The 25,610-nt window shown below is 67.4% G+C and carries 25 protein-coding genes and 1 pseudogene; 9 read left to right on the top strand and 17 right to left on the bottom strand.

Annotated features, from left to right (window positions below; translation table 11 throughout):
* Window positions 1-3: 3 nt before the first annotated feature.
* The 5 genes from ACFVJ3_RS00340 to ACFVJ3_RS00320 form a co-directional block, all read right to left on the bottom strand.
* Window positions 4-1,161: a class I SAM-dependent methyltransferase gene (locus ACFVJ3_RS00340; RefSeq protein ID WP_378450164.1), complete on the bottom strand. Its 1,158-nt coding sequence runs from the start codon at window positions 1,159-1,161 to the stop codon at window positions 4-6.
* A gap of 1 nt (window position 1,162) precedes the next feature.
* Window positions 1,163-2,134, bottom strand: coding sequence for a class I SAM-dependent methyltransferase (locus ACFVJ3_RS00335; protein ID WP_378450163.1), 972 nt, complete (start codon window positions 2,132-2,134; stop codon window positions 1,163-1,165).
* A gap of 55 nt (window positions 2,135-2,189) precedes the next feature.
* Window positions 2,190-2,969: an enoyl-CoA hydratase/isomerase family protein gene (locus tag ACFVJ3_RS00330; RefSeq protein WP_378450162.1), complete on the bottom strand. Its 780-nt coding sequence runs from the start codon at window positions 2,967-2,969 to the stop codon at window positions 2,190-2,192.
* A gap of 57 nt (window positions 2,970-3,026) precedes the next feature.
* Entirely contained in the window at window positions 3,027-3,887 is an 861-nt protein-coding gene (locus ACFVJ3_RS00325) for an NUDIX hydrolase (RefSeq protein ID WP_378450161.1), read from the bottom strand.
* Between the two features lie 65 nt (window positions 3,888-3,952).
* On the bottom strand, window positions 3,953-4,777 hold the full coding sequence (locus tag ACFVJ3_RS00320; protein ID WP_052033815.1) for an ABC transporter ATP-binding protein: 825 nt from the start codon (window positions 4,775-4,777) through the stop codon (window positions 3,953-3,955).
* 83 nt (window positions 4,778-4,860) lie between these two features.
* On the opposite strand from ACFVJ3_RS00320, the pseudogene glgX reads away from it, so the two are divergent.
* A pseudogene (glgX, locus tag ACFVJ3_RS00315) lies at window positions 4,861-6,780 on the top strand (glycogen debranching protein GlgX); the annotation flags it as partial.
* 62 nt (window positions 6,781-6,842) lie between these two features.
* On the opposite strand, the gene ACFVJ3_RS00310 reads toward glgX, so the two are convergent.
* The 4 genes from ACFVJ3_RS00310 to ctaD all read right to left on the bottom strand — a co-directional run bounded on the left by ACFVJ3_RS00310 (window position 6,843) and on the right by ctaD (window position 11,512).
* Window positions 6,843-7,544: a YitT family protein gene (locus tag ACFVJ3_RS00310; protein ID WP_378450160.1), complete on the bottom strand. Its 702-nt coding sequence runs from the start codon at window positions 7,542-7,544 to the stop codon at window positions 6,843-6,845.
* Between the two features lie 76 nt (window positions 7,545-7,620).
* On the bottom strand, window positions 7,621-8,400 hold the full coding sequence (locus ACFVJ3_RS00305) for an aminoacyl-tRNA hydrolase (protein ID WP_378450159.1): 780 nt from the start codon (window positions 8,398-8,400) through the stop codon (window positions 7,621-7,623).
* The gene (gene serB, locus ACFVJ3_RS00300; protein ID WP_005240300.1) at window positions 8,397-9,617 is read right to left on the bottom strand and encodes a phosphoserine phosphatase SerB; all 1,221 of its coding nucleotides are present in this window, start codon (window positions 9,615-9,617) and stop codon (window positions 8,397-8,399) included. Before serB ends, ACFVJ3_RS00305 begins: the two co-directional genes overlap by 4 nt.
* 104 nt (window positions 9,618-9,721) lie before the next feature.
* Complete coding sequence (ctaD, locus tag ACFVJ3_RS00295) at window positions 9,722-11,512, bottom strand: cytochrome c oxidase subunit I (RefSeq protein ID WP_378450158.1); 1,791 nt, start codon at window positions 11,510-11,512, stop codon at window positions 9,722-9,724.
* 301 nt (window positions 11,513-11,813) lie between these two features.
* On the opposite strand from ctaD, the gene ACFVJ3_RS00290 reads away from it, so the two are divergent.
* Genes ACFVJ3_RS00290 through ACFVJ3_RS00280 form a run of 3 tightly spaced genes read left to right on the top strand, consistent with a single transcriptional unit; the run spans window position 11,814 to window position 14,406 of the window.
* The gene (locus tag ACFVJ3_RS00290) at window positions 11,814-12,821 is read left to right on the top strand and encodes an ABC transporter substrate-binding protein (protein WP_378450157.1); all 1,008 of its coding nucleotides are present in this window, start codon (window positions 11,814-11,816) and stop codon (window positions 12,819-12,821) included.
* Window positions 12,822-12,856: 35 nt separating this feature from the next.
* Window positions 12,857-13,924, top strand: a complete 1,068-nt coding sequence (locus ACFVJ3_RS00285; RefSeq protein WP_378450156.1) for an iron-siderophore ABC transporter substrate-binding protein — start codon at window positions 12,857-12,859, stop codon at window positions 13,922-13,924.
* An 8-nt stretch (window positions 13,925-13,932) separates the two neighbouring features.
* The gene (locus ACFVJ3_RS00280) at window positions 13,933-14,406 is read left to right on the top strand and encodes an NUDIX domain-containing protein (RefSeq protein WP_378450155.1); all 474 of its coding nucleotides are present in this window, start codon (window positions 13,933-13,935) and stop codon (window positions 14,404-14,406) included.
* 107 nt (window positions 14,407-14,513) lie between these two features.
* Here ACFVJ3_RS00280 and nrdF read toward each other — a convergent pair whose 3' ends face one another.
* The 4 genes from nrdF to ACFVJ3_RS00260 all read right to left on the bottom strand — a co-directional run bounded on the left by nrdF (window position 14,514) and on the right by ACFVJ3_RS00260 (window position 18,496).
* Window positions 14,514-15,479: a class 1b ribonucleoside-diphosphate reductase subunit beta gene (nrdF, locus tag ACFVJ3_RS00275; protein ID WP_005240291.1), complete on the bottom strand. Its 966-nt coding sequence runs from the start codon at window positions 15,477-15,479 to the stop codon at window positions 14,514-14,516.
* 77 nt (window positions 15,480-15,556) lie between these two features.
* Complete coding sequence (gene nrdE / locus ACFVJ3_RS00270; RefSeq protein ID WP_378450154.1) at window positions 15,557-17,740, bottom strand: class 1b ribonucleoside-diphosphate reductase subunit alpha; 2,184 nt, start codon at window positions 17,738-17,740, stop codon at window positions 15,557-15,559.
* A complete protein-coding gene (gene nrdI / locus ACFVJ3_RS00265) occupies window positions 17,698-18,174 on the bottom strand; it encodes a class Ib ribonucleoside-diphosphate reductase assembly flavoprotein NrdI (protein WP_005259574.1) in 477 nt (158 codons plus the stop codon). Before nrdI ends, nrdE begins: the two co-directional genes overlap by 43 nt.
* An 88-nt stretch (window positions 18,175-18,262) precedes the next feature.
* Window positions 18,263-18,496, bottom strand: coding sequence for a redoxin NrdH (locus tag ACFVJ3_RS00260; RefSeq protein WP_378450153.1), 234 nt, complete (start codon window positions 18,494-18,496; stop codon window positions 18,263-18,265).
* Between the two features lie 560 nt (window positions 18,497-19,056).
* On the opposite strand from ACFVJ3_RS00260, the gene ACFVJ3_RS00255 reads away from it, so the two are divergent.
* Window positions 19,057-19,890: a siderophore-interacting protein gene (locus ACFVJ3_RS00255; protein ID WP_378450152.1), complete on the top strand. Its 834-nt coding sequence runs from the start codon at window positions 19,057-19,059 to the stop codon at window positions 19,888-19,890.
* A gap of 26 nt (window positions 19,891-19,916) precedes the next feature.
* Here the strand turns inward: ACFVJ3_RS00255 and ACFVJ3_RS00250 are convergent, their stop codons facing one another.
* Window positions 19,917-20,480: an NAD(P)H-dependent oxidoreductase gene (locus tag ACFVJ3_RS00250; RefSeq protein ID WP_105413092.1), complete on the bottom strand. Its 564-nt coding sequence runs from the start codon at window positions 20,478-20,480 to the stop codon at window positions 19,917-19,919.
* A gap of 101 nt (window positions 20,481-20,581) precedes the next feature.
* Here ACFVJ3_RS00250 and ACFVJ3_RS00245 point away from each other — a divergent pair, with 101 nt between their 5' ends.
* Both ACFVJ3_RS00245 and ACFVJ3_RS00240 read left to right on the top strand, forming a co-directional pair.
* Window positions 20,582-21,181: a TetR/AcrR family transcriptional regulator gene (locus ACFVJ3_RS00245; protein ID WP_378450151.1), complete on the top strand. Its 600-nt coding sequence runs from the start codon at window positions 20,582-20,584 to the stop codon at window positions 21,179-21,181.
* A gap of 34 nt (window positions 21,182-21,215) precedes the next feature.
* Window positions 21,216-21,986, top strand: a complete 771-nt coding sequence (locus ACFVJ3_RS00240; protein ID WP_378450150.1) for an META domain-containing protein — start codon at window positions 21,216-21,218, stop codon at window positions 21,984-21,986.
* Here ACFVJ3_RS00240 and ACFVJ3_RS00235 read toward each other — a convergent pair.
* Complete coding sequence (locus ACFVJ3_RS00235) at window positions 21,983-22,534, bottom strand: nucleosidase (RefSeq protein WP_378450149.1); 552 nt, start codon at window positions 22,532-22,534, stop codon at window positions 21,983-21,985. The two genes, ACFVJ3_RS00240 and ACFVJ3_RS00235, sit on opposite strands and share 4 nt — an antisense overlap.
* 50 nt (window positions 22,535-22,584) lie before the next feature.
* On the opposite strand from ACFVJ3_RS00235, the gene nadE reads away from it, so the two are divergent.
* Entirely contained in the window at window positions 22,585-23,424 is an 840-nt protein-coding gene (gene nadE, locus ACFVJ3_RS00230) for an ammonia-dependent NAD(+) synthetase (protein ID WP_378450148.1), read from the top strand.
* Window positions 23,425-23,427: 3 nt separating this feature from the next.
* Window positions 23,428-24,213 carry an SDR family oxidoreductase gene (locus ACFVJ3_RS00225; protein ID WP_378450147.1) on the top strand — a complete coding sequence of 262 codons (786 nt, stop codon included), beginning with the start codon at window positions 23,428-23,430 and terminating at the stop codon, window positions 24,211-24,213.
* On the opposite strand, the gene ACFVJ3_RS00220 is transcribed toward ACFVJ3_RS00225, so the two are convergent.
* Both ACFVJ3_RS00220 and moaA read right to left on the bottom strand, forming a co-directional pair.
* Window positions 24,210-24,467, bottom strand: coding sequence for a MoaD/ThiS family protein (locus ACFVJ3_RS00220; protein ID WP_378450146.1), 258 nt, complete (start codon window positions 24,465-24,467; stop codon window positions 24,210-24,212). The two genes, ACFVJ3_RS00225 and ACFVJ3_RS00220, sit on opposite strands and share 4 nt — an antisense overlap.
* Window positions 24,460-25,515, bottom strand: coding sequence for a GTP 3',8-cyclase MoaA (gene moaA / locus ACFVJ3_RS00215; RefSeq protein WP_378450145.1), 1,056 nt, complete (start codon window positions 25,513-25,515; stop codon window positions 24,460-24,462). The genes ACFVJ3_RS00220 and moaA overlap by 8 nt, the downstream gene beginning before the upstream one ends.
* Window positions 25,516-25,610 lie beyond the last annotated feature (95 nt).

The raw sequence follows: 25,610 nt of genomic DNA, 5'->3' as shown, positions 1-25,610 counted from the left end.
TACTCACGGGCGCGAAGCGCAGATGAAGGCGACGCCCGCTCTGCCGATCCGCGTGATCACCACACTGAGCGAACGACTTCCGCGCAACTTCAGTTTCGGACGCAGGACCGCGGGATCGACGTCGACGCCGCGCACGAGGATCTCGGCCACCCCGCAGTCGTGACGCGCCAGGTCCTGCCGCAGCGACTTCTCCGAATACTTCACCTGTTCGAGAATGCGGAAGCCCCGCACGCCCTCGGGAACCGAATCGCCGGTGAGATAGGCGATCCGGGGATCCAGCTGCCACAGTCCGTGCCGGGCGGCGTAGTGCCGCACCAGGCCCGCACGCACGACGGCCCCGTCCGGGTCGACGATCCATTCCCCCGGCGCGCGTTCGGGGATGTCGTCGTCCTCGGCGTCCGTCACCGTCCACGCGGTTCCGCCCGAGCCGAGGACGCTCGCCCGCCGGGTGACACCGCCTCCGGACAGTCCCGGCGACCACAGGCACGCTTCGCGCACGCCGCCGTCGAGCGACACCACCTCCACCTCGCCGTCCCAGCCGAGCCGGTCGAAGTCGAGTCCGGGTGCGCACTTCACCGCGAGGTCCCGTCCGCGGTACGCGTCGATCAGATCCGGCAGCGGCGGTTCCAGCGCGGCGGGGTCGTGCGTGCGCCTGCCACCGGACCGTCGCGCCGGATCCGCGAGCACGACGGTGCCGCGCGTGCACGGGACGAGCGCGTCGGCGCGGAGAACGGCCGCCCCGGGAACGTTGTGCTGCGCCATCAGGAGCCGGATCGGGTCGAGGTCGCTGCCGATCACGGTCGCCGCCGTCCCGACCACCGCGTCCAGTTCGGCACCGATGGAACATGTGACGTCGTGGACGTCCCGGCCCTTCAGCCGCATCGCACGATGTGCGGCGACCGCACGCGGCGTCGCCTGTTGCAGGGCGTCGTCCGTGAAGAACCAGGTTTCGGTGCCGGGAAGTTTGGCGGCCGCCTTCCGCCGCAACAGCACGGTCTCCACCAGCAACGCCACGTGTGAGCCGAAACGCGTACGCGCCCGGCCGATGTCGGCAAGGCGCGTAGACGTGGTCAGTGCGAAGCCGTCCACTTCCGCGAGAGCGGCTTCCCCGTCCGGGCTCTGCAGGAACTCCACGTCCCCGGCAGTGAACGCATAGCCCAATTCAGTTGCCGGGCTTCACGCCGGTGATCATGACGTTGTAGAAGAATCCCCGCGGCACCACGTGCCGGAGAACCTTCTCGTCGACCCAGCTGAGCGTCTTCCATCCGGTGAACGCGAAACGCCCCCAGCCCCAGCCCAGCTTCTCCGGGGGCACAGCGGCCTCGAACGTGCGGACGGGCCACCCGAGCAGAGCGGCGGCGAATTCCTCGGTGGCCGCGTGAACCTGCTCGGCGCCTGCCGATTTCGCGATATTCTCGAGGTCGCTCGGATCGAACGTGTGAAGGTCGACGACGGCCTCGAGCGCGGCCGCGCGGGAGGACTCGTCCAATTCCGCCTGCGGGCGCCGCCAGTCGGCGAGGAACGGCAACTTGGTGACCCGGGTGGTGACCTCCCACGTCGCGCGACCCAGCCAGCGGGCGTAGAAGTTGCCGATCGTGGTCGGCTCACCGGCGAACACGAAACGCCCGCCCGGCTTCAGGACGCGGAGAACCTCGCGCAGCGACTGCTCCACGTCCGGGATGTGATGCAGGACCGCGTGTCCCACGACGAGGTCGAACGTGTCGTCCTCGTACGGGATGGTTTCCGCGTCGGCGACGCGGCCGTCGACGGACAATCCCAGGCCCTCGGCGTTGCGGAGGGCCACCTTCACCATGCCGGGCGACAGATCGGTGACCGAACCGGTCTTCGCGACTCCACCCTGCATCAGGTTGAGGAGGAAGAACCCGGTGCCGCAGCCCAGCTCGAGTGCCCGCTCGTAGGGCAGCGGCTGATCGCCCGCGACGGCGTCGAAACGCCCGCGCGCGTAGTCGATGCACCGCTCGTCGTACGAGATCGACCACTTCTCGTCGTACGTCTCGGCTTCCCAGTCGTGGTAGAGCACCTGGGCGAGTTTCGTGTCCTTCAGCGCTGCCTCTACCTCTTCGGCGGTGGCGTGCGGATGAGGAGCTGGGTCGTCATGGGCGCTTGCAGTCATGCGGCAAATCCTACTCGCTGGTAAGAGTGAACAGGTTCTAGTTTCGGGCTCCAGACTACTCGCCCGTGAACCGAGCCTTACCTGGGCCGTTCTCGATGAACGATTCCATCCCGATCTTGCGGTCCTGGGTGGCGAACAGCGAGGTGAACAGCTGACGCTCCACCGCGAGCCCCGTACCCAGATCGACGTCCAGCCCACGGTCGACGGCGGCCTTCGCCGCGGCAAGGGCGCGGCCCGCTCCCTTCGTGAACTGCGACGCCCACGTGTGGGCCGCCTCGTACACGTCGTCCGGCGCCACCACCTCGTCGACCAGACCGATCGCAAGAGCCTCCTCGGCGTCGACGAACCGGCCGGTGAACAGCAGGTCCTTGGCCTTGGAGGGTCCGATCAGCCGGGCGAGACGCTGGGTGCCGCCCCCACCGGGGATGATGCCGAGCAGGATCTCCGGCACGCCGAGCTTGGCGTTGTCGCCCGCGATCCGCCGGTCCGCCGACAGCGCGACCTCCAGGCCGCCGCCGAGCGCGTACCCCGTGATGGCGGCGACGGTGGGCTTCGGGATCTCGGAGACCGCCGCGAGGTCCGACTGCAGGTCGCCGATCACGTCGGCCATCTGCCCGAAGTTCATCTCGGACATTTCCTTCACGTCCGCGCCCGCGGCGAAGACCTTCTCGCCGCCGTAGACGATGACGGCCTTCACGTCGGAATTGACGGTCGCCTCCCGCGCCGCCGCCCGCAACTCCTGCTGAACCTGACGGTTCAGGGCGTTCATCGGGGGGCGCGCGAGCCGGATCGTGCCGATGCCTTCGGATACCTCGAGAGTGACAAACTCAGCCATGAGGCAAAAGGCTACTTGTCTGCCTCCGACCCGGTTTCGCGGCCCGCCGCATCGCGATCAGTCGCGGGACGCCCACGGATGCGGACCGGCTTCGTAGTAGCCGTCCTGTCCCGGGAACTCCACGCGGAGCTGCTCCTCGTCCGTGATGAGCGTCGGCAGGATCACCGGGATCTCCGGCTCCGCGGCCAGCACCTCCGCGACCGAGCCGAACGCGCTGAGCGCCGTGAGCTGACTCCACGTCGGGGGCAGCAGGATGCTGCCGCCGCCCTGCCAGTGCGCGAGCGCCGCGGCCGGACTCTGCCATTGCACGTCCTCGGCCTCGGACGTCGCGCCGTCCGCGATCTGGCCGTGCGGTGCGGCGGCGACGAAGAAACGGGTGTCGTAGCGGCGGCCCTCGCCGACCGGGGTGATCCAGTTCGCCCAGGGCCTCAGCAGGTCGGCCCGCAGGACGAGGTCCTCACGCTTCAGGAAGTCGCTGAACGACAGTTCGCGCTTCTCGAGCTGTGTGCGGGACTGCGCGTAACGGGACGTGTCCGCCACGACCGTGTCCGCGCTCGGTCCCGCGAGAAGCACGCCGCATTCCTCGAACGTCTCGCGCACCGCCGCGCACACCAGGGCCTTCGCGCGTGCCGCGTCGGTCGAGAACCGCCCGGCCCACCAGTCGACGGACGGTCCCGCCCAGTCGACCTCTGCGTCGGCGTCCGACGGGTCGACGCCGCCGCCGGGGAACACGGTCATGCCGCCGGCGAACGCCATCCCCTTCACCCGGCGGAGGAGGAACACCTCGATACCCGGCGCCGCGACGTCTGCCGCGGCGTCGACGTCTGCCGCGGCGTCACGGATGAGGATGACGGTGGACGCGTCCTTGGGTGCCACGTCGGTACTGTCGCGGGGCGCCTGCTCTTGCTTCGAGACCATGTCTCGGAACCTACGCCGCCGGGTGACGCGGGTCGCAGTCGGTCCCCCGGTGTGACCGCCGGTCCTCAGCCCCGCCGGTGCGCGCCGGGGACGCGTGTCCGCCGCGCGAAGAACCGGCCGTCGACCTTGTCCAGGCTGATGGACTGACTGAACGCCTCGCTGAGGTTCTCGGCCGTGATGACCTGATCCAGGAGCCCCTGCGAGACCACCTCCCCCTCCTTGAGGAGCAGTGCATGAGTGAATCCCGGCGGGATCTCCTCGACGTGGTGGGTGATGAGGACCGTCGCGGGGGCGTCGGGGTCGGCGGCGAGGTCGGTGAGGCGCGCGACGAGTTCCTCGCGCCCACCGAGGTCGAGACCGGCGGCGGGCTCGTCGAGCAGCAGCAGTTCCGGGTCGGTCATCAGCGCACGGGCGATGAGGACGCGTTTGCGCTCGCCCTCGGACAGGGTGCCGTACGTGCGCTTGGCGAGGTGCTCGGCGCCGAGGCTCTCGAGCATCTCGACGGCACGGTCGGTGTCCATATCGTCGTAGCGCTCACGCCAGCGTCCGAGTACCGCGTAGCCGGCGGAGACGACGAGATCGGTCACGACCTCCTCGGACGGCACCCGGTTGGCGAGTGCCGAGGAGGACAGTCCGATCCGCGGTCTCAGTTCGTTGATGTCGACGCGGCCGAGCCTTTCGCCGAGGAGGTAGGCGCTTCCGCTCGTGGGATGCAGTTCGGCGGCCGCGATCCGGAGCAACGACGTCTTCCCTGCCCCGTTCGGTCCGAGGACGACCCATCGTTCGTCGAGTTCCACCTTCCAGGTGACCGGGCCCACCAGAGTGTTGCCCCCGCGGCGGAGGAGAACGTCGTCGAATTCGATGAGGAGATCAGGATCAGGTTCATGCACGCACCCATCTTCCCGCACATCTTTCGAGCATTCACGGCAGGATCAGTTGCGTGTCGCCTCACATCGATTCGCACCCCGGCGAGATGTCGTCGCTCCCGCCGAGTCTGCGGCTGCCCGGATCACCGTTTCCCCTGGGAGCGAAAGTGCGTGGCACCGAAACGCAGTTCGCGGTTCACGCCCCCGACGCCGAACTGGTACAGGTGTGCCTGATTTCCGAGGACGGCGACGAGACCCGGATCGATCTGGTCCAGCGGACGTACGGCATCTGGCACGGCATCGTCGAGGGGGTCGGTGCGGGGCAGCGCTACGGTTACCGTGCGCACGGACGTTGGGACCCCGCACGCGGCGTGCGCCTCAATCCGGCCAAGATGCTTCTGGATCCGTGGGCGACCCGCATCACGGGCAAACTCGGCGACCACGACGCGCTCGTCTCCCACGACGGCAACCCGTTCGGCGGCCCGTCGAGCGTCGACAGCCTGGGCCACACACCGCTGTCGGTGGTGACGGCCGACCACGCCCGCACGAGCGGACCGCGTATCGAAAGGCCGTGGGAGGAAACCGTTGTCTACGAACTTCACGTGGGGTCGTTCACCGCACGGCACCCCGACGTGCCGCCGCAGTACCGCGGAACGTATCTGGGTCTCGCCGAACCCGCCGTCGTCGGCCATCTCGTCCGTCTCGGGGTGACCGCGGTCGAACTGCTTCCCGTCCAGGCGTATGTCTCCGAGGCCACCGTGCGCTCGCGGGGCATGCGCAACCACTGGGGATACTCCACCGCAGCGTTCTTCGCCCCCCACCCGGGCTATGCGGTGGAGCCCGGTGAGGAGATCACCGAGTTCCACACGATGGTCGACGCGCTGCACGCCGCGGGGATCGAGGTCATCCTCGACGTGGTGTACAACCACACCTGCGAGCAGAGCGTCGACGGCATCAGCCTCAGCTGGCGCGGCCTCGACGCCCCCGGCTACTACCTCCTCGACTCCGACGGCCAGGACATCGATCTCACCGGTTGCGGAAACACCGTCGACGCACAGTCGCCCGTCGTCGTCCGGATGATCGGCGACAGCCTGCGCTACTGGGCGCACGAGATGGGGGTCGACGGCTTCCGGTTCGACCTCGCGTCCGCTCTCGGCCGGCCCGGTGGCGGCCGATTCGATTCCCGCGCTTCGATCTTCTCTGCGATCACGGCGGATCCCGTTCTCTCCCGGTGCAAACTGATCGCCGAACCGTGGGACGCCACTTCGGACGGATATCGGGTCGGGCACTTCGGCGTTCAGTGGTCGGAATGGAACGACAAGTACCGCAACACAGTTCGGCGGTTCTGGAACGGCGGCACCGGGGTACGCGATCTCGCCTCCCGGGTGGCGGGTTCCGAGGACGTGTTCGGAAACCGACGGCCGTGGGCGTCCGTCAATTTCGTGACCGCTCACGACGGGTTCACCGCAGCGGACCTCGTGTCGTACGTCCGCAAACACAACGAGGCCAACGGCGAGGACAACCGGGACGGCGCCGATCACAACGACTCCGTCGACCACGGCGTCGAAGGCCCCACCGACGATCCGTCGATCACCGAGGCGCGGTCCCGGCACGTCCGCGCGCTCCTGGCCTCGCTCGCACTGTCGACCGGCACGCCGATGTTCACCGCCGGCGACGAATTCGGTCACACCCTCGGCGGCAACAACAACGCGTACTGCGTCCCCGAGGACACCCCGCGTGAAGATTCCTGGCCGCTCGACTGGAGCACCGGGGACACGACACTCACCGCGTTCGTCACGCGCGCCCTCGACCTCCGGCGCGCCTCCCCCGCCCTGCGCCAGCCGGAATTCTTCGAAGGCAGGCGCACACCCACCGGCCATCCCGACCTCGTGTGGTTCGGAGCCGACGGCGCTGAGATGGACGACCGGGCGTGGTACGACGACTACAGGCGCACCCTCCAGGCGTGGATCGACGGATCCGACATCCGATCCCACACCGAGGACGGGCACCAGCTCACCGACGACAGCTGGCTTCTCGTCTTCCACTCCGGCGGACCCACCGTGATCACCCTGGGCTGTCCCGAATGGTTCTACGGGACGGTACTCGCCGAATTCGACTCGGCGTCCCCCGACGGCGCACCGGCACCAGGCGGCCCGATCTCCGGAGACTCCACGATCGCACTGTCCGGTCCGACGCTGCTCGTCTTCCGTGCGGTCGGGTAGATGCCGCCGAAGCGCATCATCAGCTGGATGAGCGGGCCGATGCCCAGCGCGTAGACGACGGTGCCCACCCCCACGGTGCCGCCGAGCAACCAGCCCGTGGCCAGCACCGCCACCTCGATCGACGTGCGGATCACACGCACCGACAGCCCGGTGCGCGCGACCAGACCGGTCATGAGACCGTCCCTCGGTCCGGGACCCATCCCCGCACCGATGTACAGCACGGTGGCGAGCGCGTTGAGGACCACGCCACCGAGCATCACCACGATCCGCACGACAAGGGAGTCGGACGGCTCGAGGAACGCCAGCGACGTGTCCACCGAGACGGCGATGACCACGACGTTGGCGATCGTCCCGAATCCCGGTTTCTGACGGATCGGGATCCAGAGCGCGAGCACCACGACGCCGGTCAGTGCGGTCACCACACCGAAACTGAGCGGCGTGCGACCGGCGATCCCCTGATGGAACACGTCCCACGGGTCGAGGCCGAGACCGGCGGTGATCATCATGGCCATCGAGAAGCCGTACAGCCACAGTCCGGCGAACAGAGCGATCAGGCGTCGAGCGAGCATGACCGTCAGTGTTCCGGGAAATCCTGCCGCACCCCATAGCCAGGACGCACGCACTGGACTGTCGATGCGTCGACGCTCAGGGGCAGGCGATCACGGTCATCGATCCGGGAGCCACCTCGGTGAAGCCGGCATCGCGCACCGCGATCGCCCTGCCCCGCACCACCTCGATGGTCAGCTCTTCCCACAGTCCGACGTCGGCGTCCCGCACGGCGCAGCGGTAGCCGATGGCCGCCCATCCGCGTGCCTGCTCGGTGGTCATCGCACCGGCGAGAAGCATCGACGCGTGCCCGACCTGCGCCGCAGCCTTGCCCACCGTCATGTCCAGGGTGGAGTTGATCCACAGCACCGGAATCCCGTCCGGGATCTCCCCGGGGTCGTCGTGGTCGAGATCCGTCCCGCCGATCTGCAACTTCCTGATGCGGGGATCGAGCGCGCCCACGGCGACGGGCACGAGTGCGCGGGCCTGCGCACCGCCGACGTCGACGGTGATCCCGTCGACCTCCTGCGCCGCACGCCACCCCGCTCCCCGCGCACGCCGCGACACCTTGCGGATCCGGGACCCGATCCAGGCGAGGTAATCCTCCTGCCACGGTCCGGGCGTGCCCGTCTCGTCGGGGCCGACGCGGGGGTCGAGGCACAACGCCACTGCCGCGGTCGCGGCAGCCTCGAGCAGCGCACTCCGCGGCGGGGGGTCCGCCTTCGGAATGTGCAGCACGATCGGCATGGCGAGGACCTGCGCCGGGTCGTCCGGATCCGGCCGGCCGCCGTATCCGGCCGCGAGGACGGCGTGACGCGCCGCCCACAGGGTGTCGTCACCGGTCTGCCCGGTGACCGCGTCGCGGCACGATTCCGTCACGACAGCGGGACTCGTCGCACCACGCCGTCCACCGCGTCGGCGGCCTCGACCTCGTCGCGGGTGACCCCGAGAATGAACAGCACCGCATCGAGGAAAGGGTGCGACAGTGCGGTGTCCGCGACCTCCCGCAGAGCCGGCTTGGCGTTGAACGCGATTCCCAGCCCGGCCGCGTTGAGCATGTCGATGTCGTTGGCGCCGTCGCCGACCGCCACCGTCTGTTCCATCGGGACGCCGACCTGAGCGGCGAACTTGCGCAGTGCGGTCGCCTTCGCGGCGCGGTCGACGATGTCGCCGATCACCCGGCCGGTGAGCTTGCCGTCCACGATCTCGAGCGTGTTGGCCTGCACGAAGTCCAGTTCCAATTCGTGGGCCAGCCCCTCGATGACCTGCCGGAAACCACCGGACACCACACCGCAGTGGAAGCCGAGCCTGCGCAGCGTCCGGATGGTGGTGCGGGCGCCGGGAGTCAGTTCCAGATTCTCCGCGACGTCGTCGATTACGGACGCGTCGAGACCGGCGAGGGTCGCGACCCGCTGGTGCAGGGATTCGGTGAAGTCGATCTCGCCGCGCATCGCCGATTCGGTGACGGCGCGCACCTCGTCCTCGACGCCCGCGCGGGCGGCGAGCATCTCGATGACCTCGCCCTGGACGAGGGTCGAGTCGACGTCGAACACGATGAGCCGCTTGGCGCGCCGGGCCAGTCCCCCTCGCTCGACCGCGATGTCGACGTTCTCGCGCACGGCCACTTCCGCCAGCACGGTGCGCAGACTTTTGTCCGCCTCCGCCGTGCCGGGAGCGCTCACGAGGAGTTCGAGGCCCGTCACCGGGTAGTCGGCGACACCGCGAATCGAGTCGATGTTGACCCCGAGGGTTGCCATCTCCCGCGCCACCGAACGCAGTGCGCGAGCCGACACCGGACTACCGAGGACGACCACGGCGTGGGTGGACAGCGACTGCCTGCCGGGATCGGCACCGATCTCGACGTCCACCGACATCCCGACGGTGGCCATCGCCTCTTCGAGTTCCTCCTGCAGCGCTTCCCCGTTCTCGGGGCAGGCCACCAGGACACCGAGGGTCAGTCGCCCACGAATCACCACCTGCTCCACGTCGAGAAGGCTCACATCGTGGCGGGAGAGCGACCCGAAGAGCACCGAGGTGACGCCGGGTCGGTCGGGTCCCGTCACGGTCACCAGGACAGTGGTGTCAGCTGCACCCACCGATGTACTCCGATCATGTTGCTCGCGCGGCTTGTCCGGCACCCATTGTGCCAAGTCAAAGGCCCCGCCCGTTGCTGGGGCGGGGCCTTTCTCAAACTGATGTGTCAGCGGCCGGTGTCGGTTCCGGGGTCGCCTTCTTCGCCGACGGTCAGCGGCTCGTGGCGTTCCTTCTCGAGCACGGTGCTGGCGTGCTTGCCACCGTGGCCCGGTCCGACGTGCGCCTCGGCCTTCATCCGCTCGACCATGTGCGGGTAGTGCAGCTCGAACGCGGGACGCTCGGAGCGGATACGCGGCAGCTCGGTGAAGTTGTGCCGCGGCGGCGGGCAGCTGGTGGCCCACTCGAGCGAGTTGCCGTAACCCCACGGATCGTCGACGGTCACCACCTCGCCGTACCGGTAGCTCTTGAATACGTTCCAGATGAACGGCAGCGTCGACGCACCGAGAACGAAAGCGAAGATCGTCGAGAACGAGTTCAGGAACGTGAAGCCGTCCGAGGGCAGGTAGTCGGCGTAGCGACGCGGCATGCCTTCGTTACCCAGCCAGTGCTGGACGAGGAACGTGCCGTGGAAGCCGATGAACGTGGTCCAGAAGTGCCACTTGCCGAGACGCTCGTCCATCATGCGACCGGTCATCTTCGGGAACCAGAAATAGATGCCGGCGTACGTGGCGAACACGACGGTGCCGAAGACCACGTAGTGGAAGTGGGCGACCACGAAGTAGGTGTCCGTGACGTGGAAGTCGAGGGGCGGGCTCGCGAGGATGACGCCGGACAGACCACCGAAGAGGAACGTGATGAGGAATCCGATGGAGAACAGCATCGGCGACTCGAACGTCAACTGTCCCTTCCACATGGTGCCGATCCAGTTGAAGATCTTCACACCCGTCGGGACGGCGATCAGGAACGTCATGAACGAGAAGTACGGGAGCAGCACGGCGCCGGTGGCGTACATGTGGTGTGCCCACACCGCGATGGAGAGGGCGGCGATCGCCAGGGTCGCGTAGACCAGGCCGCTGTAACCGAACACCGGCTTACGGCTGAAGACCGGGAAGATCTCCGAGACGATGCCGAAGAACGGCAGCGCGATGATGTACACCTCGGGGTGACCGAAGAACCAGAACAGGTGCTGCCACAGCAGCACACCGCCGGTGGCCGGGTCGAAGATGTGGCCACCGAGGTGACGGTCCACGAACAGACCCATGAATGCAGCGGTCAGCAGCGGGAACGCCAGCAGAATCAGGATGCTGGTGATGAAGATGTTCCACGTGAAGATCGGCATACGGAACATGGTCATGCCGGGGGCACGCAGGCAGATGACGGTGGTGATCATGTTGACACCACCGAGGATGGTGCCGAGGCCGGCGACCGCGAGGCCCATGACCCAGAGGTCGGCGCCGACGCCCGGGGAGTGCAGCGCACTCGTCAGGGGCGTGTAAGCGGTCCAGCCGAAGTCCGCGGCACCGCCGGGGGTGATGAAGCCGGCGGTCGTGATGATCGCGCCGAACACGTACAGCCAGTAGCTGAACGCGTTGAGTCGCGGGAACGCCACGTCGGGGGCACCGATCTGCAGCGGCAGGATGTAGTTGGCGAACCCGAACACGATCGGCGTCGCGTACAGCAGCAGCATGATCGTGCCGTGCATCGTGAACAGCTGGTTGAACTGCTCGTTCGACAAGAACTGCATACCGGGCACAGCGAGCTCGGCGCGCATCATCAGGGCCATGAGACCACCGATGAGGAAGAACGCGATCGAGGTCGTCAAGTACATGATTCCGAGCACCTTGGGGTCGGTGGTCGTAATCATTTTGAAGATGAACGAGCCCTTGGGTCCCTGCCGCGGCGGGTAAGGCCTGGCTGCAGCTATCGCGGGGACTGGCTGGGGCGCTACGGCAGTCACTGATCCTCCTGAATGCGCGTCCGTCCCCGGGCTGCGAGGCGAACGGTCTCTGGCTTGCGCTCATCGAATCGTAGACCGTGCCCTGAGCGGCCTCCGACTGGGTCCTACCCACTGTCGTACTTACCCGGACTCAGAGCAAATTGTGGCGCATGCGACCTGCGGTTTGTCGCGCCGGGGAGTGCTCACTGTCACGCGGTCCGGCGTGTCGGACGTGACCGGTCGACACGGACTCACGAGGCTCCGAGACACCACAACCCCGGTGCTAAGGTTTCGCTCACCTAACTTCTAACAGGAGCTCCATGTGAACGTTCTCTCCCGACGCCGGGTAGTCGCCGGCGCGGTCGCACTAGCCGCTGCAGCCACCTTCTCGATCACGTCCTGCTCCAGCAGCGCCGACTCCGCTGCCGCGTCCGGCACCACCTCGTCGACCGGGCAGTTCCCCCGCACCGTCGACCACTTCCGCGGCAGCACCGAGATCCCGGCCGCACCGCAGCGCATCGTGGCACTCGACAACAGCTTCACCGACGCCGTCCTCCTCCTCGAGGCGCCACTCGTCGGATACGTCGACTACCGCGAACCCGGCCTGCCCGACTACCTCGGCTCCTCGCGGGACCGGTTCGCGGCGGAAGCCGAGTCGGTGGGCAAGGTCAGCACCGCGAGCCTCGAGCAGATCGCCGCGCTGCAACCCGATCTGATCATCTCCGCGGAGGTGCGCGACGGAAAGAACTACGAGCAACTGTCCGCGATCGCACCGACCATCTTCACCGAGACGACCGGGCCCACGTGGAAGGACAACATCCGGCTCGTCGGCAAGGCACTGGGCAAGGAAGCACTCGCGGAGCAGAAGATCGCCGCCTACGAGGAGCGGGCCGCCGCCGTCGGCGCGGAGATCAACGACACGGCGTCGAATCCGGTGATCTCGGTCGTCCGGTTCGCGGGCGAGCCGACGGCACGCCTCTACCGCACCACCTCGTTCAGCGGGATCGTCCTCTCGGACGCCGGGCTCGCTCGTCCGCAGAGCCAGGGCCCCGATCCGGCCGATCCCGACAACATCATGCAAGCCATCAGCCCCGAGCTGATCAGCGAAGCGGAGGGCGACGCCATCTTCGTCAGCACCTGGCAGGACCCGGCCGGCAAGAGCGCCGAAGCGGCGAAGCCGTTCCTGGAGAGCCCGCTGTGGCAGACGCTGAAGGGACACAAGGTCGACGTCGACGACGCCCGCTGGATGTCGCCGGTCAGCATCCAGGGCGCGCACCTCATCCTCGACGACCTGTCGGACACGTTCGGGGTGGACAAGCACAGCGGCTAACCTGAACGCGCCCGCACACACAGGAAGTCGCCGAATTGTCCCCTCGTAGGTTTTCCGCCCGCCGCGCGTCCACCGGTCTCGTCGCCGCCGTCGCTGCGCTCGCAGTCGCCGGCTGCTCTCAACCGGCCGACGACGATCCCGCAGCGTCCATCGTCCGGACCACCACGCAGATCGCCGGAGCCGGTGTGGTCGGCATCGAGCGGGACACCACGACCGCCTGCGCCGAGCCGGCTCCGGTCGACGCCGCCCTCGCGGCCGGCTCGACGCACCGGGTGGTCCACACGAAGGGCGAGAGCGACGTTCCGTCCGATCCGCAGCGGATCGTGGTACTCGACAGTGCCGCGCTGGACGCGGTGTGCGCACTCGGTCTGTGGGCGAACGTGGTCGGCGCGGCGACCGTCGACGGGGACTCACCTCAGCCCGGCTACCTCGGCACGGGCATCTCCGAGATCCCGAGCGTCGGATCCGTCGACGCCCCGGACGTGAACAAGATCGCGCAGGCGGACCCGGACCTGATCCTCGGATCGAGTCCGGCGTCCGACCAGCTGTACGGCGCACTCTCCCCCATCGCGCCCACCGTGTTCGTCGGCTCCGACCCCGTGTACTGGAAGGCGCAGTTCGTCCTCGCCGGCAACGCGCTGGGCCGGGCCGACGCGGCGACGGCGGCGCTCGAGCAGTACCAGCAGGACGCGAAGCAACTCGGCGTCGACATCGATGCCGCGCAGACGCAGGCGTCCGTCGTCCGCTTCGGCGCCGACAGCATGGAAGTCGAGGGTCCGGCCACGTTCGCCGGCCAGGTCCTCACCGACGCCGGAGTGCGGCGTCCCGCGTATCAGAACCTCGACGGCGTCGTCACCGAACCGATCTCCGAATCCGACATCGACCAGGCCGAGGGCGACCTCATCTACGCCGTCCTGGACGGCGAGGAGGGCACCGCGCACGCGGAGGATGTCATGTCCGGTGAGGCATGGGAAGACCTCGAGGCGGCCTCCGACAAGCGGGTCTTCGCCGTGGAGGGTGACGTGTGGGGCGGAAACGGTGTCGTCGCCGCGCGCGCGATGCTCACCGACCTGCGGAACACCCTGAACGGCTATGTCGGCTAGGAGGCCCGGTGCCCGTCCCCGAGTTCGTCACCGCCCTGCGCGGCCACGTCGGCACTGCGCCGCTGTGGCTGTCGGGGGTGAGCGTCGTGGTGCGCGACGCCGACGGCCGGGTGCTGCTGACCCGGCGCGTCGACAACGGCAAATGGGCCGTCGTGTCCGGCATCCTCGAACCCGGGGAGGAACCCGGGCCCGCGGCGCTGCGTGAGGTACGCGAGGAAACCGGCGTGGACGCGGAACTGGTCCGGATCACGAGCGTCGACGTCACCGACCCGATCACCTACCCCAACGGCGACGTCGCGCAGTATCTCGACGTGTGCTTCCTCGCGCGCTACGTGAGCGGTGACGCGGCCGTGTCGGACGACGAGAACCACGACGTGGCCTGGTTCTCCCCCGACGCGCTGCCGCCGGACCTCACCCCGTCGTCGCGGCTCCGGCTCGACAAGGCGCTGCAGGACGAGCCCGAGGCGTGGTTCCGCCGCTGAACGCAGTTCGCCCAATGTCACACCGGTGCAGTCGAACTGAACCGGTGTGACATTGGGCGACGCGAAGGGGTGGAGCGGGTCGCTCTAGAAGTCGCGAGCGGGTCGCTCTAGAAGTCCCAGTCCTCGTCTTCGGTGTTGACGGCCTTGCCGATGACGTAGGAGCTACCCGAGCCGGAGAAGAAGTCGTGGTTCTCGTCCGCGTTGGGTGAGAGCGCCGACAGGATCGCCGGGTTGACGTCCGTCTCGTCCTTCGGGAACAAACCCTCGTAGCCTAGGTTCATCAGCGCCTTGTTGGCGTTGTACCGCAGGAACTTCTTGACGTCCTCGGTGAGGCCCACCTCGTCGTAGAGGTCCTGGGTGTAGTCGACCTCGTTGTCGTAGAGCTCGAAGAGCAACTCGAACGTGTAGTTCTTGAGGTCGTCGCGCTCGGCCTCGGTGAGCTGCTCGAGACCCTTCTGGTACTTGTAGCCGATGTAGTACCCGTGCACGGCCTCGTCACGGATGATGAGGCGGATGAGGTCGGCGGTGTTGGTGAGCTTCGCCCGCGACGACCAGTACATCGGCAGGTAGAAGCCCGAGTAGAACAGGAAGCTCTCCAGCAGGGTGGATGCCACCTTGCGCTTGAGCGGCTCGTCGCCCTGGTAGTAGTCCATGACGATCTCGGCCTTGCGCTGCAGGTTCGGGTTCTCCTCGGACCAGCGGAAGGCGTCGTCGATGTCGCGGGTGGAGCACAGCGTCGAGAAGATCGAGCTGTAGCTCTTGGCGTGCACCGACTCCATGAACGCGATGTTGGTGTACACCGCCTCTTCGTGCGGGGTGATGGCGTCGGGGATGAGGCTGACGGCGCCCACGGTGCCCTGAATGGTGTCGAGGAGCGTCAGCCCCGTGAACACCCGCATCGTGAGCTGCTTCTCCTGCGGCGTGAGCGTCCCCCACGACGGGATGTCGTTGGACACCGGCACCTTTTCGGGCAGCCAGAAGTTGCCGACGAGACGGTCCCACACCTCGGCGTCCTTCTCGTCCTGGACGCGGTTCCAGTTGATCGCGGATACGCGACTCACCAGCTTGACCATTGATTCCTCACTTCGTTCGGCTGTGAGTACTTGTTAACCGCCGGCGGTTAAGAAGTACTCACGGGCGGCGGAGCCGCCTACAGCATGCAGGAAACGCAACCTTCGACCTCGGTACCCTCGAGTGCCATCTGACGCAGCCGGATGTAGTACAGCGTCTTGATGCCCTTGCGCCACGCGTAGATCTGCGCCTTGTTGATGTCGCGGGTGGTGGCGGTGTCCTTGAAGAACAGCGTTAGCGACAGCCCCTGGTCGACGTGCTGCGTCGCGGCAGCATAGGTGTCGACGATCTTCTCGTACCCGATCTCGTAGGCATCCTGGTAGTACTCCAGGTTGTCGTTGGTCAGGTAGGGCGCCGGGTAGTAGACGCGGCCGATCTTGCCTTCCTTACGAATCTCGATCTTCGACGCCACCGGGTGGATGGAGCTGGTGGAGTAGTTGATGTACGAGATCGACCCGGTGGGCGGGACGGCCTGCAGGTTCTGGTTGTAGATGCCGTACTTCTGCACGGACGCCTTCAGCTCGCGCCAGTCGTCCTGCGTCGGGATGTGCACACCGGATTCGGCGAACAGCTGACGCACCCGTTCCGTCTTCGGCTCCCACACCTGATCGGTGTACTTGTCGAAGTACTCGCCGGACGCGTACTGGGACTGCGGGAAGCCCTTGAAGTGGGTGCCCCGTTCGATGGCGATCCGGTTGGACGCCCGCACCGCGTGGAACACGACGGTGTAGAAGTAGATGTTCGTGAAGTCGATGCCCTCGTCGGAGCCGTAGAAGATCCGCTCACGGGCCAGGTACCCGTGCAGGTTCATCTGTCCGAGGCCGATGGCGTGAGAATCGTTGTTGCCCTGCTCGATCGACGGCACCGAGTAGATGTGCGTCTGATCGGACACCGCGGTGAGGGCGCGGATCGACACCTCGATGGTGCGGGCGAAGTCCGGCGAGTCCATGGCCTTCGCGATGTTCAGCGAGCCGAGGTTGCAGGAGATGTCCTTGCCGACCTCGCTGTAGGAGAGGTCGTCATTGAACAGCGACGGCGTCGAGACCTGCAGGATCTCCGAGCACAGGTTCGAGTGGGTGATCTTGCCCTCGATGGGGTTGGCCCGGTTCACCGTGTCCTCGAACATGATGTACGGGTAGCCCGACTCGAACTGCAGCTCGGCGATGGTCTGGAAGAACTCGCGCGCCTTGATCTTCGACTTGCGGATCCGCTTGTCGTCGACCATCTCGTAGTACTTCTCGGTGACGTTGACGTCCGCGAACGGGACACCGTAGATGCGCTCGACATCGTACGGCGAGAACAGGTACATGTCCTCGTTCTTCTTCGCCAGCTCGAACGTGATGTCCGGGATGACCACACCCAGCGACAGCGTCTTGATGCGGATCTTCTCGTCGGCGTTCTCCCGCTTGGTGTCGAGGAAGCGGTAGATGTCCGGGTGGTGTGCGTGCAGGTACACCGCGCCCGCGCCCTGACGCGCGCCGAGCTGGTTGGCGTACGAGAAGGAGTCCTCGAGCAGCTTCATGATCGGGATGACACCGGAGCTCTGGTTCTCGATCTTCTTGATCGGGGCACCGTGCTCGCGAACATTGCTGAGCAGCAACGCAACTCCACCGCCGCGCTTGGACAGCTGCAGGGCGGAGTTGATGGAGCGGCCGATCGACTCCATGTTGTCCTCGATGCGCAGCAGGAAGCAGGACACGGGCTCGCCGCGCTGCTTCTTGCCGGAGTTGAGGAACGTGGGGGTGGCGGGCTGGAACCGGCCGGCGATGATCTCGTCGACGAGCTTGGTCGCCAGCTCTTCGTCTCCGGCGGCGAGCGTGAGCGCGACCATGCAGACCCGGTCCTCGAACCGCTCCAGGTAACGCTTGCCGTCGAACGTCTTGAGCGTGTACGACGTGTAGTACTTGAACGCGCCCAGGAACGTCGGAAAGCGGAACTTCTTGGCGTAGGCGTGATCGATCAGCGACTTCACGAACGCGCGCGAGTACTGGTCGAGGACCTCGGGCTCGTAGTAGTTCTCCTCCACGAGGTAGTCGAGCTTCTCGTCCAGGTTGTGGAAGAAGACGGTGTTCTGGTTGACGTGCTGCAGGAAGTACTGGCGGGCGGCGGCGACGTCCTTGTCGAACTGGATCTCACCGTTGGGTCCGTACAGGTTGAGCATTGCGTTGAGTGCGTGGTAATCGAGACCGTTCGTCGAGTCTCCACCGCGCGCGTCGCGCTCTACGCTCCCCGCGTCGATGGTGTCTGTGATGGTCGGCGCCACTTCTCGTGCTCCTCGTCGTCTAAGTGATCCCAGAATTCACCCAGACCGGCCCTGACCCGCTCGACGTCCTCGGCTGTGCCCATGAGTTCGAAGCGGTAGAGGTAGGGAACGTGGCATTTCTGAGAAATGATGTTTCCTGCAAAGCAATAGGATTCACCGAAATTGGTGTTTCCTGCCGCGATCACTGCTCGGATCAGCGACCTGTTGTGTGTGTTGTTGAGAAATCGGATGACCGGCTTCGGGACATAACTGGTGTCGCGGCCCATGGCCGTCGTTCCCCCGCCATAGGTGGGGACGATCAGCACGTAGGGTTCGCGAACCTCGAAGGTGCCCTCGCGGTCATGAATGGGTATGCGCGTCGCAGGCAGCCCGAGCCGCTGGACGAATCGGTGCGTGTTCTCCGAGGCGCTGGAGAAGTACACCAGCGATGTCATCGGTTTCCACCATCTGGACTATTACTACCGTTTACTGCCGTCCGGGAATCGGATCGATCTCCGCCTCGGGCGGTGCGATCGTCTCGCTTCAAGCAGCGTTTGCCGAGAGGGTCTTGATGCGGTCGGGGCGGAAGCCCGACCAGTGCTCGTCACCGGCCACGATCACGGGCGCCTGCAGGTATCCCAGTGCCATGACGTAGTCCCGGGCTTCGGGGTCTTCGGTGATGTCGACGACGGAGTAATCGATACCCGCCTTGTCGAGGGCCCGGTAGGTGGCATTGCACTGAACGCAAGCGGGCTTGGTGTAGACGGTGATGCTCATGAAGTCCCTCTTTCCACTGCCGAATGGAGCTGACGAAGTGTGTGTTCAGCGCACTGAGACTTCCCCTGATCGAGATGGCGGTGACCCCCGATGGAGATGCTCACCGAGTCGATTCTCGTTGTGGTCTCTCAGTGCTCAAGACACTACACCTAGTGGCCGACAGAAACACTTAACCCGAGATGTTGTGAGTCACATTGATGAAATTCCCAGGTCGTCATCCCACGGACCATAAATTTCGTGCTCGCTCCGGCGTGTCGCACATCACATTTTCGGCGTGACGCGGAACACCCCTCGCATCGCGCTCGTGCACTGGAGGCTCCGGGAGCTTACGTCACCTCCGGAGACACGCCCGCATCCGCGGCGCGGGCTTCGGGAGAGCACCGTCCGGACCGGCCGGAGACGACTCCGCGGGACGACGTCGGTGCCTCCGAGGCCCGTACTCGCCATACCCTGCACCGCTCCCCGGCCGCCCGCGGCCGAGCACAGTGGGGCGTCGCGCACGACGCGCACCCCACGCTTGCCGACCGGTAACTACCGGCCCGGCCCGGTACCTTGAGCGCATGTCCGACGACTCCCTGGACCACCTCGACTGGTCGGCGCCTGTGGCGCGTACGACGCGGGTGACACCGAACATGCAGCGGATCACCCTCGCGGGCGGAGATCTCGGTCGATTCGAGTCCAGCGGGCGGCCGGACGAGCGCCTGCTCCTCGCCTTCCCCCCGGACGGCGCGGAGAAGCGCAGCTATACCGTGCGCCGGTGGGATCCGGACGCCCTGCAGATGGACATCGATTTCGCCGTTCACGCGGGCGGGACCGCGGCGCACTGGGCCGCGCGGGCGCGCCTGGGTGAGACGCTCGGCTTCTCGACCGCGTCGGGGTGGTACGCGCCGCCCGCCGACGCCGAGTGGCAGCTCCTCGTCGCCGACATGACGGCACTGCCCGCGGTCGGCCGGATCGTCGAGGAACTACCGGATTCGGCGCGGGTGCACTTGATCGCGGAGGTCACGACCCCCGAGGACCGGCAGCAGTTCGCCACCGATGCCGCGCTGACCGTGACATGGCTGACCGGGAGCGGCAACGGCGCCGGGGACAGCCTGCTCGCCGAGGCGGCCCGCGACTGGTCGCGACCGGGTCTACCGGGATACGTGTGGTTCGCGGGCGAGGCGACGGTGTCGCGGGTGGTGCGGCGCTGGTTGCGCCACGACCTGGGCTGGCATGCGGACCGGTACGACGTCATCGGTTATTGGCGGGACAACAAGGAGGAGTGGGTCGCGCGGTACGAGACGGTGCGCGAACAGATAGAAGCCGCCAGGGACTCTGCCCTGGCGGCCGGTGAAGACTTCGACTCGGTGCGCGACGCCGTCGACGCAGCCCTGGATCGGACCGGGCTGTAGCGGCGGCGCCGCGCGCGAGCGGATCGTCAGGCGTCGACGAGCTGCTTCGTGGCGTCGACGAGGCTGGCGACGACGTCGGCAACCTGCTGCGCGACCTCGGCGTTCTCGCGCGGGTGCCGGTCACCGAACTTGTCGATGGTGCCGCCGATGGCGAGGGTGACATCCTCGAGGACCTTGCCGCCTGCGATGCGGACGGCCTTGCGGGTGTCCTCGTGCGCCCACTGTGCGCCGTTGCCGCTGGGCGAGGCGCTGATGACGGCGACGGGCTTGTCCTTGACGGCGCCGGTGCCGTACGGCCGGGAGATCCAGTCGATGGCGTTCTTGAGGACGGCGGGGATGGTGCCGTTGTACTCGGGGGTGAGGAGCAGGAGCGCGTCGGCGCGGCCGGCGGCCTCACGCAGCGCCTCGACAGCGGGGATGGAACCGGCGACGTCGATGTCCTCGTTGTAGAAGGGGACGTCTCCGAGGCCGTCGAACACGGTCACCTCGGCACCCTCGGGCGCCACGGCGATCGCGGTCTCGGCGAGCTGACGGTTGACCGAGGCGGCGCGCAGGCTGCCGACGAGAACGAGAACGTTGGTCTGTGACATGTCAATAATCCTTCGATGGTGCGTAGGGCGACTCGTGAACATGTATAGCAACTAAACGGACCGCGGTCCACTTATGTTCCCGTCACGGTAGGATGCGAGGCGTGACCAGTCCCCTGCTGCCCCAGATCGGGGTCGATCCCCCGGAACGCGGAGACGCCGCACGTAATCGGCGTCTTCTGCTCGATGCGGCTGCGCTGCTGGTCGCGGAGCGCGGCGTCGACGCCGTCACGATGGACGCGGTCGCATGCAAGGCCGGTGTGGGCAAGGGCACAGTGTTCCGCCGGTTCGGCAGCCGGTCGGGCCTCATGCACGCACTCCTCGACCACACCGAACGGGAACTCCAGCAGTCCTTCATGTTCGGTCCACCGCCTCTCGGGCCGGGCGCCGACCCGATCGACCGGCTGATCGCCTTCGGGCACGCCCGCATCGCGATCGTCGAAGTGCAGGGCGAGGTCCAGCGTGCGGCCGAGAATTCCCTCGAGTTCCGTTTCGCCGCACCCGCCCGGGCGGTGTCCGTGCGTCACGTCGTGTCCCTGCTCCGCGCGGCCGGGGTGCAGGGCGACCACGAACTGCTCGCCTGTTCACTGCTCGCACCCCTCGAGGCCACGCTGGTACTGCACGAATTGCGCGACCTCGGGATGTCCGTCGAACGGCTCGGCAACGCCTGGGAGGACCTGATCCGGCGCGTCACCCGATGTTGATCCCGAATCGGGACAATGTGTCTAACCTCGGGGAATGCGCACCACCGCCACCGTTCTCGGCCTCCTGACGTTCGCCTCGCTCACCGCGTGCGGCGGGGACGCGCAGATCGCGCCCCCGGATCCGGCGGGCCGCACCTTCGTCTCCACCTCCGTCGAGGGCGATCCCATTCCCGGCGGTGGGCCGCTCGTGCTCGGCTTCACCGACACCGGACGCCTCTCCGTCGAGGCAGGATGCAATCAGGGCAGCGCCGACGTCGACCTGTCCGGCGGGAAGGTCGTGGCTGGACCGCTCGCGATGACGCTGATGGCGTGTCCGGGAGAGGCCGCCGGCGCGGACGCCTGGGTGGCGGCACTGCTGGACGCGCAGCCGAACTGGACCCTCGGCGGCGACACGCTCACCCTCACCACGCCCACCGGTTCGGTGACGCTGACGGACGAGAAGGTCGTCCGGCCGGATCGGCCCGTCGTCGGGACCACCTGGACGGTGACCGCGCTGATCAGTCCGGACGCGGTCACGACGACAGCGGCACTGGAGAGGACGGCACCCCAGTTGCTGATCGCCGGCGACGGTTCGGCGTCCGGCTTCACCGGCTGCAACCGCATGACCGGGACAGCGGACGTGCAGCGGAGTTCGATCTCGTTCGGGCCCTGGGCCACCACCCGGATGGCGTGCCCCCCGGACGTGTCCGAGGTCGAGCGTGCCGTACTCGCGGCGTTGACCGGGGAGACGGGCTACAGCGTCCATTCGGACTCGCTGCGACTGGTCGACGCCGACGGGATCGGGCTGGAACTGCGGGCGAGCTAGAGAGCCGTCAGCCAGCGCCCGAGTTCCCGCGCGCTCGCGTCGATCCGGGCGGGCCAGTCCAGTGCCGAGTCGTCGGCCGTGTCACTGACGTGCTTGACCAGCCGGCACCGGGCGCCGCCGCGAGCGCTGGCATAGGCGACGGCGAAACCCTCCATGTCCACGAGGTCGGCTCTGCGGGCGAGCACATCGCGCACGCCGGCGTCGGACACGAACAGATCACCGGTCGCGAGCACCGAACCGTCGCCGTCCGGCAGGGCGAGGAGATCGGCCACCTCGTGCCCGAGCGCCCGAATGGCGTCGCCGCTGATGTCGTGGTTGAGGACGGTCGAGGGCGTGAACAGGCCGCTGTGATGCTCGTGCAACGCACCGGCGGTACCGATGTTGACGACGAGCGGTTTGTCCGTTCGCGAGTAGTCGGCGAGCGCGGACGCCACGGCCACGGCGGCGCTCACCTTGCCGATCCCGGTGATCAGGACCTCGAACTCGGACGGGACGTGCACCGCCTCCGCCTTGGTCGCGCTGACCACCAGAACGTCCGATCTACTCATGCGCGGAACCGTACCCTGCGCTCGTCAGGGGCACTCGCTAGAGTTCTGTCATGGCGAATCTACGTGCGCAGATCCTCGAGGAACTCGGTGCCCAGCCCACCATCGACGCGGCTGACGAGATCCGCAAACGTGTTCAGTTCCTGAAGGACTACCTGCTGTCGACCCCGGCCACGGGATTCGTCCTGGGCATCAGCGGCGGCCAGGACAGCACCCTCACCGGACGCCTCGCCCAGCTCGCGGCGAGCGAGCTGCGCGACGAGGGCCACGACGCCGAGTTCGTCGCCGTGCGGCTGCCCTACGGCACCCAGGCCGACGAGTCCGACGCGCAGATCTCCCTCGACTTCATCAAGCCCGACCGGTCGGTGGTCGTCAACGTGAAGCCCGGCGCGGACGCCACCGCGAAGGAGTCGTCCGAGGCGCTGCGCGACATCATCGGCGACGGCGGCGAACTCCGCGACTTCGTCCGCGGAAACATCAAGGCCCGCGAACGCATGGTGATCCAGTACTCGATCGCAGGCCAGCTCGGATACCTCGTGGTCGGCACCGACCATGCCGCCGAGGCGATCACCGGCTTCTTCACCAAGTTCGGCGACGGCGGCGTGGACGTCACCCCGCTGACCGGGTTGTCGAAGCGTCAGGGCGCCGCACTCCTGCGCGAACTCGGCGCACCCGAGAGCACGTGGAAGAAGGTCCCCACCGCCGACCTCGAGGACGATCGCCCCGCCCTCCCCGACGAGGAAGCACTGGGAGTCACATACGCGCAGATCGACGACTATCTCGAAGGCAAGGACGTGCCGGACGCCGTCGCCCGGAAGCTCGAGACAATGTTCCGCAGCACCCGCCACAAGCGCACGGTCCCGGTGACCCCGCTCGACACGTGGTGGCGGTGACCGATGGTCCAGGCGCTGGTCGCGGGCGGTACCGGCACTGCAGGCCGGCAGGTGGTCAAGGAGTTCCTCGCGCGCGGTCACTCCGTCCGGGTCCTGACCCGGCACGGCGGTGCGCCGGGCAGCGAGATCGCCCATTTCCACGGTGATCTCGTCACCGGTGAGAGTCTCGCGGAGGCACTCGACGGTGTCGACGTCGTGGTGGACACCACCGACGGCAAGACCCGCGGCACCCGGGCCGTACTCGAGAAGGGCGCCGAGAATCTCCTCGCAACCGCGGACGGCGCGGGAGTCGGACGCGCCGTGCTGCTCTCCATCGTCAACGTCGACCGGAGCGAATTCCCCTATTACCAGGCGAAGCGGAAGCAGGAACGGGTCTACGAGAGCGCCGCGATGGAGACGTCGATCGTGCGAGCGACCCAGTTCCACGACTTCATACCCATGATCGCGAAGCCGGCGAGCCGAACCGGGTTGATCCCCGCCTTCTCCAAGACGAGCTTCCAGACCATCGACACCAGGGATGTCGCGACCGCGCTGGTCGACGCCGCCCTGGCCGCCGAACCGGCGCCGGAGGGGCCGATCACGATCGGTGGCCCGGAGGTTCGCACCGCCCGCGACCTGACGGCGGCGTGGAAGAAGGCCACCGGGACGCACGGGTTCGTCGTGAACGTGCCACTTCCCGGCGCGATGGGTCAGTTCTTTCGGGACGGATCGAACCTGGTGCCCGACAATCGGTTCGGAACGATTACCTTCGACCGGTGGCTGGCCGACTCCGTGAACGCGGCCCGCTAGCCACCGGCGAACGGCGGCAGCACGTCCACCTGGGTACCGGCAGTCCGGGTCAGATCGCGCGTCAACTCGGAGTCCACCAGGAAGGCGGAGACCGACAGCACCTGCTGCATGGCGGGACCGTACTTGGCGAGGAGAAGTTCTTTCACCTGGCCGAGGTCGGCGCCGGCCGGGAGGTCCAACGTTTCCTTGGTGCAGCCCGCCGCGTCGGCGGCGGCCGCGAAGTATCGAACCGAAATGCCCGTCACGTCAACCACCGATTGCTCCCATGCTGCGCTGCGGCGGCGCGAAACCGTCCGCGTTGATTCCGTGGCCTGCCCACTTGTTCCACATCGCGCCGCGCCACAACTGCGCCAGCTCCTCGTCGCCCGCACCCGACCGCAGTGCCGCCCGCAGGTCGATCTCCTGGTCACTGAACAGGCACGACCGTACCGTTCCCTCGGCGGTGAGACGGGTGCGGTCGCAGTCCGAGCAGAACGAGCGGGTGACGGACGCGATGATCCCGACCGTGGCCGGTCCGCCGTCGACGAGCCACTCCTCGGCGGGCGCCGACGGATCTTCCCTCCCGTGTTCGGTGAGGGTGAACCGCTCGCCGAGGACGGCCAGTAACCGGTCGGCGGCGACCATGTTCTCGCGTGCCCACTCGTGATCGGCGTCGAGCGGCATCTCCTCGATGAACCGCAGCGCCACGCCCTCGTCGAGGCACCACGCCAGGAGATCGGCCGCTCCACTGAGCGTTTCGGGCATCAGCACCGCGTTGATCTTCAGCGGCGCCAGTCCGGCTCGGGCGGCGGCGCGGATACCGGCGATCACCGACGGCAGACGGTCGCGCCGCGTCAGTCTCGCGAAGTGCTCACGATCGACCGAATCGAGGGAGACATTGACCCGCGTCAGTCCGGCGCGCGCGAGCCCGGCCGCGCGGTGCTCGAGACCGACCGCGTTGGTGGTCATCGCCAGCGGAATCCCCGGCGCGCGCTCGGCGCACCCGGCGATCATCTGCTCGAGATCCACGCGCATCAGCGGCTCGCCCCCGGTGAACCGCACCTCGCGCACACCGAGCCGGTGGACGCCGATGTCGACGAGCCGGACGATCTCGTTCGCGGTGAGGAGGTTCTCCGCCGCAATGGCGGGCAGGCCTTCCTCGGGCATGCAGTACGTGCAGCGCAGCGAACACTTCTCGGTGATGGACACCCTCAGGTCACGCGCGACCCGGCCGAACCGGTCGACCAGCTGGTCGACGTCCGGCCGCCCGTCGAGCGAGACCGACGACCGGACGGTCGGGATACCCATCGCCACCGCTGTCATCGAGTTGCCTTTCCCTGCATCTGTCCAGTATGCCGCGAGGGGGTGACCGCTGTCCGGCCCGGTGCACTCGTCGCTCCACTGGAGGGATGCCTAGG

It is taken from the genome of Rhodococcus sp. NPDC127593 (assembly GCF_042671975.1).
Taxonomy (GTDB): Bacteria; Actinomycetota; Actinomycetes; order Mycobacteriales; family Mycobacteriaceae; genus Rhodococcus_F.
Note: the sequence above shows the minus strand (reverse complement) of the source record. Positions and strands in the feature narration are given on the sequence as shown.

Coding starts and splice junctions, on each gene's coding strand:
- ACFVJ3_RS00330 (WP_378450162.1), bottom strand. CDS start 2,969: ATGGCTGAGTTTGTCACTCTCGAGGTATCCGAAGGCATCGGCACGATC.
- nadE (WP_378450148.1), top strand. CDS start 22,585: ATGGCGAATCTACGTGCGCAGATCCTCGAGGAACTCGGTGCCCAGCCC.
- ACFVJ3_RS00225 (WP_378450147.1), top strand. CDS start 23,428: ATGGTCCAGGCGCTGGTCGCGGGCGGTACCGGCACTGCAGGCCGGCAG.
- ACFVJ3_RS00260 (WP_378450153.1), bottom strand. CDS start 18,496: ATGAGCATCACCGTCTACACCAAGCCCGCTTGCGTTCAGTGCAATGCC.
- ACFVJ3_RS00325 (WP_378450161.1), bottom strand. CDS start 3,887: ATGGTCTCGAAGCAAGAGCAGGCGCCCCGCGACAGTACCGACGTGGCA.
- ACFVJ3_RS00310 (WP_378450160.1), bottom strand. CDS start 7,544: ATGCTCGCTCGACGCCTGATCGCTCTGTTCGCCGGACTGTGGCTGTAC.
- moaA (WP_378450145.1), bottom strand. CDS start 25,515: ATGACAGCGGTGGCGATGGGTATCCCGACCGTCCGGTCGTCGGTCTCG.
- nrdI (WP_005259574.1), bottom strand. CDS start 18,174: ATGACATCGCTGGTGTACTTCTCCAGCGCCTCGGAGAACACGCACCGA.
- ACFVJ3_RS00255 (WP_378450152.1), top strand. CDS start 19,057: ATGTCCGACGACTCCCTGGACCACCTCGACTGGTCGGCGCCTGTGGCG.
- ACFVJ3_RS00250 (WP_105413092.1), bottom strand. CDS start 20,480: ATGTCACAGACCAACGTTCTCGTTCTCGTCGGCAGCCTGCGCGCCGCC.
- ACFVJ3_RS00335 (WP_378450163.1), bottom strand. CDS start 2,134: ATGACTGCAAGCGCCCATGACGACCCAGCTCCTCATCCGCACGCCACC.
- ACFVJ3_RS00235 (WP_378450149.1), bottom strand. CDS start 22,534: ATGAGTAGATCGGACGTTCTGGTGGTCAGCGCGACCAAGGCGGAGGCG.
- nrdF (WP_005240291.1), bottom strand. CDS start 15,479: ATGGTCAAGCTGGTGAGTCGCGTATCCGCGATCAACTGGAACCGCGTC.
- ACFVJ3_RS00240 (WP_378450150.1), top strand. CDS start 21,216: ATGCGCACCACCGCCACCGTTCTCGGCCTCCTGACGTTCGCCTCGCTC.